Consider the following 14,215-nt stretch of genomic DNA (forward strand, 5'->3'; position numbering starts at 1 on the left):
TCCCGCGAGGCGGGGCGGGTTTCGCAAATACCACCAGTCGCATCTTTGTCACATGCGGGGCCGATGACGGTTTCCGCCCCGAACATGGACGTACCACTTCCACCGCTGAAGGCGCCGAAACCCCCGGCCTTCCGCGGTACCGGGCCGGACCGCTCCCGCACGGGCCCGCCGCCGGCGGAAGATCGCAGGTCAGGGGTGAGAGGCGCGGGCCGCGACGGCCCGCCGAGACCGAGCCGAATGGCCCGGATCACGCCGCCTCGCCGACGCCGGGCGGACGGCGCGGACCACGGTGTCCCGCCGGGGCCGGAGCCGGACGGACCGGGCCGCGGCATCTCCCCCGGCCGGGACGGACCGCCCCCGCTACGGCGTCTCGCCCCGGTCGGGGCGGATGACCCGGCGTTCGGTGACGATGGCGGTGATCAGGTCGCGCGGCGTCACGTCGAAGGCCGGGTTCAGCACGGCCGCGCCCTCCGGCGCCAGCCGTACCCCGCGCACGCCGAGCACCTCCTCCGGGTCGCGGTCCTCGATCTCGATGCGGTCCCCGGAGGGGGTCGCGAGGTCCACGGTGGACTCCGGGGCGACGACGACGAACGGCACCCCGGCGCGGCGGGCGCCCAGGGCCAGCGCGTAGGAGCCGATCTTGTTGGCGGTGTCGCCGTTGGCGGCGATCCGGTCGGCGCCGATCAGCACGGCGTCGGCCTCGCCCCTGGCCAGCAGGAACGGTCCCGCCGAGTCGACGACCAGCCGGTACGGCGCGCCCATCCGGCCCAGCTCCCAGGCGGTGAGCCGGGCGCCCTGCAGCAGCGGCCGGGTCTCCAGGGCCAGCACCCCGGCCAGCCGTCCCCGCTCGTGCAGGGTCTGCACGACGCCGAGCGCGGTGCCGCGCTCCACCGCGGCCAGGCCGCCGGTGTTGCAGACGGTCATGATCCGCGGCCGGTCGCGGCCGGTCAGCTCGCACACCAGGTCCGCGCCCCGCTCCCCCATGGCACGGCAGGCCGCGATGTCGGCGTCGCGGATCTCCAGCGCGCGGCCGAGCACCGCCTCGAACCCCTCGTCGAGGTGCTTCAGCGCCTCGTCCACGCCCCAGGCGAGGTTGACCGCGGTCGGCCGGGCGGCCCGCAGCCGGGCCGCGGCGGCCGCCGGGTCCGGTTCGGTGGCCGCCGCGAGCGCGACGCCGAGCGCCCCGGCGACGCCGAGCGCGGGCGCCCCCCGCACGGCCAGCCGCCGGATGGCGTCGATGAGGCCGTCCACCGTCCCGATCCGGATGACGGCGCACTCGCCGGGCAGCAGGGTCTGGTCCACGAGCTCGACGGCGTCGCCGGCCCAGTCGATCGTCCGCATGTCCGGCAATCTACGCCTGCTCCCCGGGGAGTCCGCCACCCCTGTTCCGGCCCGGCGGCCACGGCCGTACGGGGACGCGGAGGACAGACCTGTGCGCTACCGGCGTCAGGGGAACCTGTCCTTCCGGACAGGCCGGACCGGCACGCACCGCGCTTCCGTGACGACCGTCCGCCCAGGTCGGACGGGCAGACCCGGTACGGCGCGCGCGAAGGCGCCCGCTCCGGGCGCCCCCGATGTCCCCGCGGCCCGGCGAACAAGACGAGACCACGGGACGTCATAGGGAGGCATGAGACGATCCAACGGCGCCGGGAGCCTCCCGGCTTTCTCGATGATGGTGGCGGGCGTGCTGATGGCCTCGGTCGCGTGCGGTTCGGTGACGCCCGCCCAGCGGAGCATCCCCCCGGCGGGGAACGCGGCCGGGGACGCACGGCCCGCGGACGCCGCGCCGATCGCGACCGGAAGCGCCGTGACGGCGATGACCGGGGACACCGCGCCGGCCACGGCGGGGGAAGCGCGGACCGCGGGCGCCGTCCCGGCGGCCGGTGCCGCCGCGCTCTCCGGCGCGGCGGCTCCCGGGCGCTGCCGGACCGGCGCGCTCTCGGCCCGGGTCGGCCGGGTGGACGCGGGCGCGGGCCAGCGGTACGCGCCGCTGGTGCTCACCAACAGGTCCACCCGGACCTGCTGGGTGTACGGCTTCCCGGGCCTGGTCACGCTCGACCGCAACGGCGACGCGCTACGCACCAGGCCGCGGCGGGAGAACGTCCGGCCGCAACGGGTGACCCTGCGGCCCGGCGCCTCGGCCCACTTCAGGATGCACTGGACCGAGGTGCCGAGCGGGCGTGAGACCACCTGCCCGGCCTCCGCGCGGCTGATGGTCATCCCGCCGGACGAGACCGCCTACCTGACGACCCCCTTCTCCGCGCGGGTCTGCGGCGACGGACGCATCGACCTCACCCCGGCGGCCCCGGGGGCGCGCCTCTGACCCTCACCCGCGTCAGCCGGCCGGGGCGTCGCCGTAGGCGGCCAGGAGCGCGGGGAGCGTTCCGGTGGCCGCGGCGATGGCGGCGGTGTTCTGGTACTCGCGCCATCGCACGACCTTCCCGTCGCGCACGGTGAGCACCGCGACGAAGGACGCGGCGCCGCGAAGGCCGGTGGTGGTCACCGTCCCGGCCAGCTCGTACTCCACGACGATGGTCCCCGGGTCATCCGTACGGTGGATCATGACGTCGCGGACCTCCTCGAACCGCACGGGCAGCGCGGCCCGGCCCCGTTCGGCGAGGTCGGTGAACTCCCGGCGTCCCTCGACGCGGCGGGGGCGGCCGGGCGGGGCGAACGGGGTCTCGACGACGGCGTCCTCGGCGAGCAGCTCCCCGAAGCCGGCGCCACCCTCCAGCCACCGCTTCTGCGCGGCCTCGAAGACCTCGACGGGACCGGGCACGCCGGTCGTCCCGGCCGTGTTCCCGGGGGTGTTCTCGGACATGGCGGGCCCCTTCCACGGTGAGCGAATAAGATGAGTTTCAACTCACCTTGATAATCGTGAGTGGAGACTCACTTTGTCAACGTCCGGAAAGGAAGGCCGCTCCGATGACCCCGCCGAAGTCACGGCCGAAAGACCCCGACGAGCCCGGCGCCGCGGCGGAAGAGCCCGCCGGGGGCCCGGCGGAGACCCCGCCGGACGCCGCCGGGAGAACGGACGGCGGAAGGACGGAAGGCGGGAGGACGAGCGGCCGGGGAACGGGCGGTCCGGGGACGGGCGACCTGAAGGCGGGCGGCCGGGGGATGCGCGCCGACGCCCGACGCAACCGGGCCCGCATCCTCGCCGCCGCCGGGGAGGTCTTCGCCGAGAAAGGCCCGGCCGCCTCGACCGAGGAGGTCGCGGCCAGGGCCGGGGTCGCGGTCGGCACGGTCTTCAAGCACTTCCCCACCAAGCGGGACCTGCTGCAGGCCATCATGAAGGACCTGCTCGCCGGACTGACGCGGGAGGTCGAGGACCTCGCGACCGGCGACGACCCCGCCGCGGCGCTGTTCGGCTTCATGGAGCGCATGGTGGAGCAGGCCGCGCACAAGCGGACCGTCGTCGGCCTGCTGGCCGAGGCGGACGCCGGGATCCAGGTCGCAGACGCCCTGCTGCTCCTGCGGGAGGGGATCGAGACGCTCCTCACCCGGGCCCAGCAGGCCGGCGCCGTGCGCGAGGACGCGTGCGCCGACGAGGTGATCGCCCTGCTCACCGGCCTGTGCCAGGGCGCGCTGCACGCCAGATGGAGCCCCGGGCTGCGCCGCCGCACCCTCGCCATCGTCACCGACGGCCTCCGGACCCGCCCGGGCGTCGGCGCGGAACCGGCCGAGGCGCGTCCCTCCTCCGGCTGACCGGCCACGGAGCGTCGCGATCGTCCTCGCGCGGCGCCCGTTCCGTTCCAGAGGCATGAGGGCCCGGCGCCACTCCGCTCCGAGGGCGTGAGGCCGCGACACCGCCGGGGACACCTCCCGGCCATGCGACGGCCGGGATCGGGCCGGGGCTTCATCCACCGCCACGTTTCGCGAAAGACCGTCACGTAAAGTGCTGTTCACGTTACATTAAGCGACGTGCCGTCTCCCACCCATGACTCTCTCATCGAACTCTTCCGCGACCGCCCCCAGCTGGCCGTGGAGGTCCTACGCGACCTTCTCGGGCAGGACCTGCCCGCCACACCGCTGGCCCGCGCGGAGAACTTCACCTTCAACACCCGCCCCTCCGACGACATCGAGCCCGACCTCGTCGTCGTCCTGGGACCACCGCCCAGCCCCGCGCACGTCATCATCGTCGAGATCCAGAAAGACAGGTCCAAAGACCCCCGCCAGCTGGCCCGCTATGCCGCCCAGGCCTGGCTGATGCTCAAGTGCGACGCCACGGTCCTGGTCGTCTGCCCCGACGCCCGCACCGCCGAGCACTACGCCCGGCCGATCGACTCGGGCCTGACCGGCTACCGGCCGCACCCCCGGGTGCTCGGACCCGGCGGCATCCCGGCCATCACCGACCCCCAGCAGGCCGCCGCCCACCCGGAGCTCGCGGCCCTGGCGGTCATGGCCCACGGCCGCGACCGCAAGGTCGTCCAAGCCTTCGCCGCGGCGCTCACCGAACTACCCCATGACTACGCTGCGAAGTACTATGAACACGCTTACGACATGTCCGTGCCCGAGGTGCGGCGTCTCCTGGAGGAGATCATGAAGTCCACCGACTGGCCCGTCCACAGCCCCTTCGCCCGCGAGCACTACGGCCGCGGCAAAGCGGAAGGCAAGGCGGAAGGAAAGGCGGAAGGAAAGGCAGAAGGCAGAGCGGAAGAGGCCGCCAAGCTGATCCTGCTGATACTGGACGCCCGCGGCCTCGACGTGCCGGACGACGTCCGCGCCCGGATCGCCTCCTGCACCGACCTCACCCTCCTGGAGACCTGGGCGACACACGCGGCGACCGTCCAGACCGCGCACGACCTGTTCGACGAAGCGAGCGAACAGGACCGCTGACGAATATCCGCCCGCGAGCAGAGCAGGGGTCCGATAGACGGCGTTCCGGCTCCGGCTCCGGCTCCGGCTCCGGCTCCGGCTCCGGCGGCATCGAAACCTCTCTCCGGCGGGGATGCCAGGAAGTTCGCGAGCCGAGCCGTCATGCGCCACCGGTGCGGTCGCCGTACCGGCGGCGCTTCCACGCCCGGCCGGTCGCCGGTGCGGCGTGCCAGAATGCACCATGGCACTGCCGACGCTGACCGTGGTGAGCGGGCCTCCGGGGTCCGGCAAGACGACCCTGGCCCACCGGCTCGCCCGGGAGCTCGGCCATCCGGCGATCATCCGTGACGAGATCAAGCAGGGCATGACAGATGCCGCCGGTGACCGTGGCCCCGATGCGGGCGCCGCGCTCAACCTGCCGGTCCTGAAGGTGTTCTTCGACGTCCTCGGCCTGCTCACGCGGGCCGGGGTCAGCGTGGTCGCCGAGGCCGCGTTCCAGGACCGGGTGTGGCGGCCGAACCTCCAGCCGCTCACCGGCCTCGCGCGGATCCGCGTCATCCGCTGCGTCGTCGACGCCGCGCTCGCGGGCGAGCGCATCGCCCGGCGCGCCGCCCATGACGCCCACCGGGCCGCCCACGCCGACCATGACCTGCTGAAGGCGATCGCGGCGGGCGAGCACGACCTGGCCGCCTTCGGCTGGATCAGCATGGACCTGCCGGCGCTGACCGTGGACACCACCGGCGACTACGATCCGCCCCTGCCCGACATCGTCACCTTCGCCGCGGCACGCGCCGCCTCGTGAGCCGGGGATCTCCACGTGACCCTCCCGGCCCCGGGCGCGTCGGCCCCGGGCGCGTCGGCCCCGGGCGGAAACCCCGCTCACTCCACGCTCCGCTCCGCTCCGGAACGGCACGGTTCCCGTGATCGCCCCGTCCCGTTCCGCACCGGTACGGTTTCCCCGTGACGGAACGACGCGCGATCCTCAGTGGCTCCACCTTCGAGGAGGAGATCGGCTACGCCCGGGCCGTGGTGGACGGGGACCTGGTCCACGTGTCGGGCACCACCGGGTTCGACTACGCGACCATGACGATCTCCGACGACGTGGTCGAGCAGGCCGAGCAGTGCCTGCGCAACATCGGCTCGGCGCTGGCCGAGGCGGGCTGCTCGTTCGCCGACGTCGTGCGGGTGCGGTACCTGCTGCCCGACCGCGAGGACTTCGAGCCCTGCTGGCCGGTGCTGCGCCGGCACTTCGGAGAGATCCGCCCGGCCGCGACGATGCTGGTGTGCGGCCTCTCCGACCCGCGCATGAGGATCGAGATCGAGGTCGACGCGCGCCGCCCCCGGACGCGGGACACCGCCTCCCCGGCCTGACCGCCGGACACGGCCTGACCACCGGGGCGCGATCCGCGGCTTGACCGCCGGGCCGCGGTTCAACCGCCGCGCGTGCCTCGGCCCCCGGTCCGGCCGTGCCCGGATCGGGGTGTCGTTCGCGGGCCGGGCGGGTTAGCGTCCTACATCGTGACCGAGGCGGGCGGACGGATGATCGGCGGGCGCTACCGGCTGATCGAGGTGGTCGGCGCCGGAGGCATGGGCCGGGTGTGGCGGGGCCGCGACGAACTGCTGGACCGCGAGGTCGCGATCAAGGAACTGATCCTCCCCCCGCACGAGGACCCGGCCCGGCGGCGGGCGCTGGAACGGCGGGCACTGCGTGAGGCGCGGGCGGCGGCCCGGCTCAGCCATCCCGGGATCGTCACCGTGCACGACGTCGTCACCCACGACGGCGTCCCGGTGATCGTGATGGAGTTCCTCGACGGCCCCTCGCTGTCGGCGGAGATCAGGCGGCTGGGTCGGCTGGACCCGGCCCGGACGGCGCGGATCGGCCTGGCGATGGCCGAGGCGCTGGCGGAGGCGCACGCGGCCGGGATCGTGCACCGCGACCTGAAGCCGGCCAACGTGCTGTTCTCCGGGGACCGGGTGGTGATCACCGACTTCGGCATCGCACACCTGGCCGGGGAGACCGCTCTGACCACCTCCGGGGCGTTGCTGGGCACCCCGGCGTTCATGGCTCCCGAGCAGGCCGGTGACCGGCCGGTCACCGCGGCGGCCGACCTGTGGTCGCTGGGGGCGACGCTGTACGCCGCGGCCGAGGGCCGCCCGCCGTACACCGGGGCGACCGTGCTGGCGGTGCTGGCGGCCCTGATCACCGCCGAGCCCGCCCCGCCCGAGCACGCCGGGCCGCTGCTGGCGCCGGTCCTGACGAGTCTGCTGCGCAAGGACCCCGTGCGGCGCCCGGACGCCCGGCAGGCGGTGCGGTCGCTGGCCGCGGTGGTGGACGCCGCGTCCACCACCATGGCGCCGCCTCCGGCCCGGACGCCGATCCCGGCGCGAACGGCGGGTACGGCTTCACCGGCGGTTCCGTCCCCGGCGGAAGCCGGGAGGGAAGCGAAGGCGGCGTCGCCGACGGGCACGGAGCGGGCGGAGGAGTCTCCGGCCCCGGCGTCGCCGGAGGAAGCGGCTGCCCGAGCCCAGGCGGAGGTCCGTACGGGAGCGGCCGCGTCGCCGGATCCGGTGCGGCCGGGAGCGGCCCCGCCCCCGGATCCGGCACGGGCCGCCGAGGCGGGCCCGTCCCGGCGCCGGGTCCTGCTGCTGGGCGGGGTCGGCGTCCTGGCCGCCGCCGTTCCGGGCGCCATGCTCCTCCTCGACCCGGGGACCGGAGCCGACCCGGGAACCGGAGCCTCCCTTGGAACCGGCACCCCCGCGGACCGGCATGGCTCCGGGGCGTGGCGTCCGGCCGCCGTGCTGACCGGTCACACCGGACACGTCTACGCCGTGGCCTTCGACCCCGGCGGGCGGACGCTGGCCACCGGCGGCGGTGACGGCACGCTGCGGCTGTGGGACGTGGCGAGCCTCAGGAGCGTGTCCGCCCTCACCCATGCCGGCCCCGTCTCCGCAGTGGCGTTCAGCCCCGACGGCAGGTTGCTGGCCGTGGGCGGCGACGACGTTCCGGTGCGCCTCTGGGACGCGGCGAGCCACGCGCCCGTCGCCTCCCTGGGCGGCATGGGCCCCGGCGCGGCACTCGCGTTCAGCCCCGATGGGAGGATCCTGGCGGGGGGCGGTGACCGGGCCGTGCAGTTGTGGGACGTGACCGCCCGCCGGATCGTCGCCGCGCTGCCGCACGCCGGCTTCGTGACCGCGGTGGCATTCAGCCCGGACGGGCGCGTCCTGGCCACCGTCGGCGGCGAGGAAACGGTCCGGCTGTGGGACATCGCGAGCCGGAAGACCCTCGCGACCCTGGCCGAACGCACCCGAGGCGTCTCCACCGTGGCGTTCGGCCCGGACGGGGGCCTCCTGGCCGGGGGCGGCGACGACGAGACGGTCCGGCTGTGGGACATGGCGAGCCGGAAGGCCGTCGCCGTGCTCACCGGCCACCGCAACTACGTCTCCCGGGTGGCGTTCAGCCCGGACGGGCGGACGCTGGCCAGCGGCGGCGGCGACCGTACGGTGCGGTTGTGGGACGTGGCCGGCCGGAAAGCCGCGGCCGTCCTCACCGGTCACACCGAGGCCGTCTACGCGGTGGCGTTCGCCCCGGACGGCCGGCTGCTGGCCTCCGGCGGCGGCGACCGTACGGCGCGGCTGTGGCGGACCGGCTGACCGCCGGTCCGCACCCGCCTTTCCTCCGCGGGGCCGGCACCTTCAGGTTCTCCCGGCCCGGCCCGCTCGGATCGGGCCGGACCTCCCGGACCGGGCCGGACCTCCCGGACCGGGCCGGCCTCACCGGGCGGCCGGCTCCGGGGGCTTGCGCCAGACGATCGAGTATCGCCACAGGAGGCGGCGGCGGTAGCGCGCGCCCGGAAGCGTCTCCCGCGCGATGCGGCGCATCCCGGCGTAGGTCTCCGGCGGCGGCCAGACCGTGGGGGCCGAGTGCTCCCAGTAGGTCCGCCTCAGCTTGTACAGCCGGGCGCCGGCGGCCGCGGCGAGCTCCCAGGGGAGATCCGCGGGGAGCCGGGAGCGGGCGAGCCCGACGACGACGAGCGTCCCGCCGGGGCGGAGGAGGTCGTTCATCCGCCGGAGCGCCGGGACGGCGTCCATGTGGTGGAGTGTGGCGACCGAGACGACCGCGTCGAAGGAGGCGGGTTCGAAGGGGTGGGTGCGGAAGTCACCGAGGACGTACTCGACGCCCGAGCCGTCGTCCTGCCGCCGGGCGAGGTCGATGCTGGGCTCGTCGAGGTCGACGGCGGTGACGTGCGCGGCGACCCGGCGCAGTTCGCGTGACAGGACGCCCTCGCCGCAGCCCACGTCGAGGACCCGGCCGCACCCGCCCGGCAGGGCCGTCAGGATCACCGGGTGGTAGTGGATGTTGTGGTTCCACCGCGACACCTGACGTCCGCCTCCCCCGATGGCTTCCGAGCCCCGGGCCGGTCCGCCGGTCCGGGGGCGTCCACCGTATCGATCACCACGCGGGCCGTACAGACGCGGCATCGCTCTTGGAACGGGGCCGCGGCCGGTGCATCATCGAGACCCCGCCCGTGACCGAAGGAGAGACGCCCGTGTCCCAGCGCGCCGACCTGCACGACCTGCACGAGGAGCTCGTACGGCTCCGCCACGACCTGCACCGCGAGCCGGAGATCGGCCTCGACCTGCCGCGCACCCAGGAGAAGGTGCTGGGCTTCCTCGACGGCCTTCCGCTGGAGATCGGCACGGGCCGGGCGCTGAGCTCGGTGACCGCCGTGCTGCGCGGGGCGCTGCCGGGTCCGACGGTGCTGCTGCGGGGCGACATGGACGCGCTGCCGGTGACCGAGCGCACCGGCCTGCCGTACGGCTCGGCCGTCGAGGGGGCGATGCACGCCTGCGGGCACGACCTGCACACCGCGATGCTGGCCGGGGCGGCACACCTGCTGTCGGCGCGCCGGGACCGGCTGGCCGGCTCGGTGGTGTTCATGTTCCAGCCGGGCGAGGAGGGGGACGGCGGGGCGAGGATCATGCTCGACGAGGGGGTGCTGGAACTGTCGGGTGAGCTGCCCGTCGCCGCGTACGGGATGCACGTGATCAGCGCGGAGATCCCGCACGGGCTGTTCGTCTCCAGGCCGGGGACGGCCATGGCTGCGGCGGACAAGCTGAAGGTCACGGTGCGCGGCCGGGGCGGGCACAGCTCGGCGCCGCACCGGGCCAAGGACCCGATCCCGGCGGCGTGCGAGATGGTGACCGCGCTGCAGACGATGGTGACGCGGGGCTTCGACGTCTTCGATCCGGTGGTGGTGACGGTGGGCAGCTTCCACGCGGGCACCGCCGACAACGTCATCCCCGACGAGGCCCGGTTCGAGGTGACCCTGCGGTCGTTCTCGGCCGAGGCGCACGCGCGGGTGCGGGAGGCGGCGCCGGCGCTGGTGCGCGGCATCGCGGCGGCCCACGGCCTGGAGGTGGACGCCGACTACGTGGTGAACTACCCGGTCACCGTGAACGACCCGGCCGAGGCCCGGCACGCGGAGGCGACGGTCCGCGAGCTCCTCGGCGAGCACCGGCACCTTCCCATGCCCCGTCCGCTGGCCGGGTCGGAGGACTTCTCCTTCGTCGGGCAGCGGGTGCCGTCGGCGTTCGTCTTCCTGGGCGCCTGTCCCCGGGACGCCGACCCGGGCCGGATGCCCTACAACCACTCGCCCGAGGCGGTCTACGACGACGGCGTGCTGGCGGACGGGGCCGCGGTCTACGCCGAGCTGGCCGAGCGGCGGCTCTCGGCCGCCGTGTCCGCCTGACGACTCCGTCGCCGGTGTGCCCTCCCGGCCGCCTGACGGCTCCGGCCGGCCCGCCCACCGGGTCCACGCGACCGGCTCGCCGTACCCGTCCGGCCGGTTCAGCCGGTTCAGCCGGTACGGCCCGCTCGGCCGTCACTCCGTGACGGGGCCGGCGGCCTCCCGGAGCGCGGCGAGCAGGTTCCGCACCCGCTCGCGGGTCTCGTCGGGCCCGCCGGAGGTCAGCGCGGATCCCATCCCGCAGGCGACGGCCCCGGCGGCGATCCACTCCGGCGCGGTGCCCGCGGTGACGCCGCCGGTGGGCACCAGCGGCGCCTGGGGCAGGGCCGCCCGCACGTCGCGCAGCCAGCCCGGCCCGAACGCGGAGGCGGGGAAGAGCTTGACCGCGTCGGCGCCCAGCTCCAGGGCCCGCACGATCTCGGTCGGGGACGCCACACCCGGGATGACGGGCACGCCGTACCGGTGGCCGGTGCGGATCACCTCGGGGTGCAGGCTCGGCGAGACCAGGAAGCGGGCCCCGGCCTCGACGGCGGCGCGCGCGGCCGCCTCGTCGAGGATCGTGCCGGCGCCGACCAGCGCGTCCGGCGGGGCCTGCGCGGTCGTCTCGCGGATCGCGCGCAGCGCGTCCGGCGTGGTCAGCGCCACCTCCAGGGTGCGCAGGCCCGCGTCCAGCATGCCGCGCGCCACGGCGGTCGCCTCGGCCGCGCCGGCGGATCTGACGATGCCGATCACCCGTTGCGCGACGGCCCGGCGCGTGATCTCCCAGCGGTACATCCCGGTCTTCTCCTCGTCTCTTTCCGTATCGTTCTCGTGGCAGTCCGTAGCCGCTCGTGGGCATCGGATCGGCGGCGCGCGGTCCGGCCGCCGATCCGCCGTGTGATCCGGCCGCCGGGTCAGCGGTGCACGGTCTCGCCGCCGTCGGCGAACGCGGCCAGCGCGCGGTCGCGCTGGGACGCCGACGGCAGCCCTTCGATGTCGGTGACCGACTGGATCGTCAGGGCGGCGACCGTGGCGCCCTCCGCCAGCGCCCGCTCCGGGCCGAGCCCGCGCAGCGTGGCGGACAGGAACCCGGCCGCGAACGCGTCCCCCGCCCCCACCGGGTCCACCACGGGCACGTCGAAGGCGGGCCGGTTCCAGGAGCCCTCGGCGGTCACGGCCGTCGCGGACCGGTCGGGGTTCTTCACGACCACGGTGCCGACGCCGTCCGCGCGGAGGTCGGCGACGGCCTCGGCGGCGCGCCGGCCGGTCAAGAGCTCCAGCTCTTCGGCACCGGCCAGCAGGATGTCCGCGCGGCGCAGCAGCGGCCCCACGACCTCCCGCCACCGCCCGGCGTCACCGAGCTTGCGGCGGACGTTGGGGTCGAAGGACACCGTGACACCCCGCTCGCGGGCCAGCTCCAGCAGCCGTCCGGTCGCCCGGCGGGCGTCCTCCGACAGCATCGGCGTGATGCCGGTCAGGTGAAGCAGCCGGGCGCCGTCCAGCACCCCGGGGCCGGGCCAGTCGCCGGAGGCGTGGCAGGCCGCCGATCCGGCCCGGTGGTACTGCACGTCGATCGCCCGGGCGGGATGGCTGTCGCGGATGAGCACCCCGGTCGGGTATCGCTCGTCGATCTGCGCGTGCGACAGGTCGACGCCCTCCGCGCGCAGGTCGGCGAGCACCGCCTCGCCCGCCGGGTCCGCGCCGACCCGGCCCAGCCACCGTACGGCGTGGCCGAGCCTGGCCAGCCCGATCGCCACGTTTCCCTCGGCCCCGGCCACCGAGCGGCGGAAGCTGCGGGCGCGGGCCAGCGGCACCCCGGGCTCGGCCACCATCAGGAGCATGCATTCCCCGTACGTCACGACCTCGGCCACAACCTCACCTCATTAAGTATTATTTAATCGATCACCGTTGCCGTGATGGTCGCCGTCACCCGGGCCTTCTCGCGCCCTCGCACCGGAGACCCGCGGGAGCCGTACGGCGGCCGCCCTCATCGGAATCCGCGTTCCAGCGGGGCGCCCACGGCCCCGGGGACGCGCAGCCGCCACAGTGCTCCGCCGGAGTGCGCGGTGACGCTGTCGCCGAGCCTGCCCCCGTCGGTGACGTAGAGCGCGTCGCCGTCGAAGGCGCAGTTGGTGGGCGTCGCCGGGCCGGTCAGCCGGACCGTCTCGCGCCCCTCGGCGTCGAGGACGTGCACCGCTCCCGAGCCGACCCCGGTGACGAACAGCCGTCCGTCCGCCGCGGCGCACAGGCCGTCCACGAGCGCCCGCTCGTCGGCGAAGGCGTGCAGGACCCGGACCGTGCCGTCGGCCGCCCGGTGCACCACCCGGCGGGTGTACGACTCGGTCCAGATCACCCCGTCGCCGCCGGGGTGGGCGATGATCCCGTTGGGGTACACCGGCCCGAGGTCGGCGACCACCTCGGCCGTGCCGTCGGCGGAGACGGCGTACACGTATCCGGCGTCGGGGCGCTCCACCGGGTCGAAGCGGCCGGGGTCGGTGACGTAGAGGAGGCCGTCGGCGGCGAAGGCCAGGTCGTTCGGGGCGCGCATGGGCCGGCCTCCGGCCTCGGCGGCGAACGTCTCGACGCGTCCCGCGGCGTCGACGACCTGGACGCCGGGGACGCGCGGGTCCTCGGACCGCCACGGCCCGACGACGCCGCCGTTCTGGGTGACGAACAGCCGCCCGCCCGAGCCGCGCGCGGTCGCGTTGGGGCCGCCGCCGACGCGGGCGTACGGCCGCACGCCCCCGCCCGGCCCGTACAGGCTCACCAGACCCCGGTAGGTCTCGACGAACGCGACCGCGCCGCCGCCCAGCACCGACGGGCCCTCCGGCCAGGCCAGGCCCGTGCCGACCCGCTCCGCCGTCATCACGCGCCCCCGGGGGCGGGGTCTCCGGCGGGATCCCCGGCGGCCCCGGCGGGGTCGACGGCGGAGCCCTCGGCGGTCCCCGCTGCGGCCCGCCCGCCGCCCAGCCGCCGGACGTCGCGGGTGGCCTCGTCGAGCAGCGCCAGCATGCGGTTCCGCGCGCCCTCGGCGTCCTGGTCGCGCACGGCCTCGGCGACGTCGCGGTGCCACTCGTAGCCGCGTTTGATCGACACGCGGTGGCCGTGGACGTAGCGGTCGCGGGCCTGCAGGCCGACCTCGATGACCACGGCGAGCTGCTCCACCAGCTCGTTGTGGGTCGCGGCGATGAGCGCCCGGTGGAAGCGCAGGTCGGCGTCGACGATGGACTCGTCGGCGGGGTCGGCGCGTTCCATGTCGGCCAGCGCCGCCTCCATCTCCGCCAGGTCGCCCTCGGTGCGGCGGCGGGCGGCCAGGGCCGCCGCCGACGGTTCGACCATGGCCCTGATCTCGGCGAGCTTCTCCAGCATCGACGGGTCGGTGAACGCCTCGAACTGCCAGCGCAGCACGTCCGGGTCGATGAGGTTCCAGGCCCGCCGCTCGCGCACGAACGTGCCCCGCTTGGGCCGGGCGTCGATCAGCCCCTTGCCCGCCAGCACTTTGAGCGCCTCGCGGATCGCGGTCCTGCTGACGTCGAACTCGACGGCGAGGGCGTCCATGTCGAGGGTGTCCCCGGGGGTGAGCTCGCCCCTGACGACACGCAGCCCGACGCCGTCCACGACCCGGCCGTGCATCCCCCGGTCCGGATATCTCCTCATGCCTCCCGCTCTCA

14 protein-coding genes are annotated in these 14,215 nt (G+C 75.3%); 7 read left to right on the forward strand and 7 right to left on the reverse strand.

From position 1 onward, the window contains the following. Positions 1–360 precede the first annotated feature (360 nt). Positions 361–1,341: an S-methyl-5-thioribose-1-phosphate isomerase gene (mtnA, locus tag IEZ10_RS22500; protein WP_189248469.1), complete on the reverse strand. Its 981-nt coding sequence runs from the start codon at positions 1,339–1,341 to the stop codon at positions 361–363. Between the two features lie 286 nt (positions 1,342–1,627). Between mtnA and IEZ10_RS22505 the strand changes: the two genes are divergently transcribed. Then, positions 1,628–2,323: a DUF4232 domain-containing protein gene (locus tag IEZ10_RS22505; RefSeq protein ID WP_189248470.1), complete on the forward strand. Its 696-nt coding sequence runs from the start codon at positions 1,628–1,630 to the stop codon at positions 2,321–2,323. 12 nt (positions 2,324–2,335) lie between these two features. Here the strand turns inward: IEZ10_RS22505 and IEZ10_RS22510 are convergent, their stop codons facing one another. Next, the gene (locus IEZ10_RS22510; protein ID WP_189248471.1) at positions 2,336–2,821 is read right to left on the reverse strand and encodes a nuclear transport factor 2 family protein; all 486 of its coding nucleotides are present in this window, start codon (positions 2,819–2,821) and stop codon (positions 2,336–2,338) included. A gap of 299 nt (positions 2,822–3,120) precedes the next feature. Between IEZ10_RS22510 and IEZ10_RS22515 the strand changes: the two genes are divergently transcribed. The 5 genes from IEZ10_RS22515 to IEZ10_RS40010 all read left to right on the forward strand — a co-directional run bounded on the left by IEZ10_RS22515 (position 3,121) and on the right by IEZ10_RS40010 (position 8,469). Beyond that, complete coding sequence (locus IEZ10_RS22515; RefSeq protein ID WP_189248472.1) at positions 3,121–3,708, forward strand: TetR/AcrR family transcriptional regulator; 588 nt, start codon at positions 3,121–3,123, stop codon at positions 3,706–3,708. A 216-nt stretch (positions 3,709–3,924) separates the two neighbouring features. Then, a complete protein-coding gene (locus IEZ10_RS22520; RefSeq protein ID WP_229811520.1) occupies positions 3,925–4,839 on the forward strand; it encodes an RpnC/YadD family protein in 915 nt (304 codons plus the stop codon). Positions 4,840–5,059: 220 nt separating this feature from the next. Then, positions 5,060–5,620 (forward strand): P-loop nucleotide/nucleoside kinase family protein, encoded by a 561-nt coding sequence (locus tag IEZ10_RS22525; RefSeq protein WP_189248473.1) that lies wholly within the window; start codon positions 5,060–5,062, stop codon positions 5,618–5,620. 158 nt (positions 5,621–5,778) lie between these two features. Further along, complete coding sequence (locus IEZ10_RS22530; RefSeq protein ID WP_189248474.1) at positions 5,779–6,189, forward strand: RidA family protein; 411 nt, start codon at positions 5,779–5,781, stop codon at positions 6,187–6,189. A 147-nt stretch (positions 6,190–6,336) separates the two neighbouring features. After that, positions 6,337–8,469, forward strand: a complete 2,133-nt coding sequence (locus tag IEZ10_RS40010; protein WP_189248475.1) for a WD40 repeat domain-containing serine/threonine protein kinase — start codon at positions 6,337–6,339, stop codon at positions 8,467–8,469. A gap of 120 nt (positions 8,470–8,589) precedes the next feature. Here the strand turns inward: IEZ10_RS40010 and IEZ10_RS22540 are convergent, their stop codons facing one another. Beyond that, positions 8,590–9,195 carry a class I SAM-dependent methyltransferase gene (locus IEZ10_RS22540; protein ID WP_229811521.1) on the reverse strand — a complete coding sequence of 202 codons (606 nt, stop codon included), beginning with the start codon at positions 9,193–9,195 and terminating at the stop codon, positions 8,590–8,592. 170 nt (positions 9,196–9,365) lie between these two features. Here IEZ10_RS22540 and IEZ10_RS22545 point away from each other — a divergent pair, with 170 nt between their 5' ends. Continuing rightward, positions 9,366–10,568 carry a M20 metallopeptidase family protein gene (locus IEZ10_RS22545; RefSeq protein ID WP_189248477.1) on the forward strand — a complete coding sequence of 401 codons (1,203 nt, stop codon included), beginning with the start codon at positions 9,366–9,368 and terminating at the stop codon, positions 10,566–10,568. A 132-nt stretch (positions 10,569–10,700) separates the two neighbouring features. On the opposite strand, the gene IEZ10_RS22550 is transcribed toward IEZ10_RS22545, so the two are convergent. From IEZ10_RS22550 to IEZ10_RS22565, 4 genes are all read right to left on the reverse strand, one after another. Next, on the reverse strand, positions 10,701–11,339 hold the full coding sequence (locus IEZ10_RS22550) for a bifunctional 4-hydroxy-2-oxoglutarate aldolase/2-dehydro-3-deoxy-phosphogluconate aldolase (protein ID WP_189248478.1): 639 nt from the start codon (positions 11,337–11,339) through the stop codon (positions 10,701–10,703). 119 nt (positions 11,340–11,458) lie between these two features. Then, the gene (locus tag IEZ10_RS22555) at positions 11,459–12,415 is read right to left on the reverse strand and encodes a sugar kinase (protein ID WP_268246350.1); all 957 of its coding nucleotides are present in this window, start codon (positions 12,413–12,415) and stop codon (positions 11,459–11,461) included. 116 nt (positions 12,416–12,531) lie between these two features. Next, on the reverse strand, positions 12,532–13,410 hold the full coding sequence (locus tag IEZ10_RS22560) for an SMP-30/gluconolactonase/LRE family protein (RefSeq protein ID WP_189248480.1): 879 nt from the start codon (positions 13,408–13,410) through the stop codon (positions 12,532–12,534). Continuing rightward, positions 13,410–14,201 (reverse strand): FadR/GntR family transcriptional regulator, encoded by a 792-nt coding sequence (locus IEZ10_RS22565; protein WP_229811522.1) that lies wholly within the window; start codon positions 14,199–14,201, stop codon positions 13,410–13,412. Before IEZ10_RS22565 ends, IEZ10_RS22560 begins: the two co-directional genes overlap by 1 nt. Positions 14,202–14,215 lie beyond the last annotated feature (14 nt).

The organism is Streptosporangium pseudovulgare (assembly GCF_014648055.1).
Taxonomy (GTDB): domain Bacteria; phylum Actinomycetota; class Actinomycetes; order Streptosporangiales; family Streptosporangiaceae; genus Streptosporangium; species Streptosporangium pseudovulgare.

Coding starts and splice junctions, on each gene's coding strand:
- IEZ10_RS22525 (WP_189248473.1), top strand. CDS start 5,060: ATGGCACTGCCGACGCTGACCGTGGTGAGCGGGCCTCCGGGGTCCGGC.
- IEZ10_RS22565 (WP_229811522.1), bottom strand. CDS start 14,201: ATGAGGAGATATCCGGACCGGGGGATGCACGGCCGGGTCGTGGACGGC.
- IEZ10_RS22560 (WP_189248480.1), bottom strand. CDS start 13,410: ATGACGGCGGAGCGGGTCGGCACGGGCCTGGCCTGGCCGGAGGGCCCG.
- IEZ10_RS22505 (WP_189248470.1), top strand. CDS start 1,628: ATGAGACGATCCAACGGCGCCGGGAGCCTCCCGGCTTTCTCGATGATG.
- IEZ10_RS22510 (WP_189248471.1), bottom strand. CDS start 2,821: ATGTCCGAGAACACCCCCGGGAACACGGCCGGGACGACCGGCGTGCCC.
- mtnA (WP_189248469.1), bottom strand. CDS start 1,341: ATGCGGACGATCGACTGGGCCGGCGACGCCGTCGAGCTCGTGGACCAG.
- IEZ10_RS22515 (WP_189248472.1), top strand. CDS start 3,121: ATGCGCGCCGACGCCCGACGCAACCGGGCCCGCATCCTCGCCGCCGCC.
- IEZ10_RS22550 (WP_189248478.1), bottom strand. CDS start 11,339: ATGTACCGCTGGGAGATCACGCGCCGGGCCGTCGCGCAACGGGTGATC.